Below are 1,190 nucleotides of genomic sequence, written 5' to 3'. Positions count from 1 at the left end.
CCGGCGTCCGGCGCCGCGCCCGCCTCCAGCGCCCAGCCCGCGTCCGTGCGCTGGAGGTCCGCCTCCTTCACGACCGTGCCCGCGCCCCCGTCCTGGCGGTCGTCCCCCTGCGTCCACGGCGCGTCCATGCTCCGCGGGGCGGAGCCGGGGGTGAGGTTCTCCTCCGTGACGGGCAGGCCCGCGTCCAGCGCGTCGCCCAGCCGGGCACTGCCGGGGTCCGCTTCAGGAACCTGGGAGCCGGCCTGGGCGCGAGCCGGGAGCACCGGCCCCAGCAGGCACAGCGAAAGCACCAGCGCGGCGGCGTGCCAGGGGGTGCTCCTCTTCGAGACGGTCATGGGTGATGGCGTTCGTGCAAGGCAGGTCCCGGCCAGCACCCATGAGGCCAGGGGATGTCCGCCCTGACAAGCGCTGCCCCGTGACGCGTGCCATCACCGCCCGACCGGGGCCGTGGCGGCGGCGCGCGCTTTCCGCTGGAGGACATTGGCCCCGCGCGTCACGTCGCGCCGTGGATGCCCTGCCCCGTCCTGGGGACGGGGCGCCCCATTTCGGATCCATCCCCACCTTCCAGGAAGTCGCCCTTTCCCATTCCCCGGACGCCATGAAACGCCTCAGCCCTCCCAGGCCGCGCTCCAGCGACATGCCCTGGTCACGAGTGCGTGCGGCGTCCGGCGTCACGCGAGCCTGCTTATGATTCCCCCGCCGTCCCTGCGCTACCTTCCCCACGGACTGCTCGCGTCGATGCTGTTGTGCCTGATGCTGACGCCGGTGCTGTTCCCGCCGTCGCTGGCGCGCGCGGGGAACGAAGGGCCGGACACCTTCATCGACGAGGGGCCACCCGGGGCCACGCCCTCCAGGGAGGCCACCTTCGTCTTCACCGCCACCACGCTGAAGCCCGTGTTCTGGTGCTCGCTGGACGGCAGCCTCTACATCCCCTGCGAGTCCCCGTGGCGCCTGAAGGACCTGCCCGTGGGCGAGCACACCGTGGACGTGTACGCGGTGGACGTGAACACCGCGCACCGCGACCCCACCCCGTCCGGCTGGGTGTGGCGGGTGACGGAGGCGGTGCCGCGCGCGAACACGGCCCGCCCTCCCGCGTCCGCGCCCTGAGGCGTTGCGGGCCCTAGCGGCGCGTGGGCAGGATGGCGCTGGCCACCAGGCTCATCAGCTTGAGCTGGGGGCGCGGCAGCCGG

2 protein-coding genes are annotated in these 1,190 nt (G+C 73.7%); one reads left to right on the top strand and one right to left on the bottom strand.

The features are described from left to right. The coding region (locus tag ACLEQD_RS43825; protein ID WP_410391857.1) for a hypothetical protein at positions 1–335 on the bottom strand (335 nt) is incomplete at its 3' end. 352 nt (positions 336–687) lie between these two features. Here ACLEQD_RS43825 and ACLEQD_RS43820 point away from each other — a divergent pair. Then, positions 688–1,107 carry a hypothetical protein gene (locus tag ACLEQD_RS43820; protein WP_410391856.1) on the top strand — a complete coding sequence of 140 codons (420 nt, stop codon included), beginning with the start codon at positions 688–690 and terminating at the stop codon, positions 1,105–1,107. Positions 1,108–1,190 lie beyond the last annotated feature (83 nt).

This window comes from Corallococcus sp. 4LFB (genome assembly GCF_046520365.1).
Lineage (GTDB): Bacteria > Myxococcota > Myxococcia > Myxococcales > Myxococcaceae > Corallococcus > Corallococcus caeni.
The sequence above is the reverse complement of the archived record's forward strand: the minus strand, read 5'-3'. Positions and strand labels throughout refer to the sequence as shown.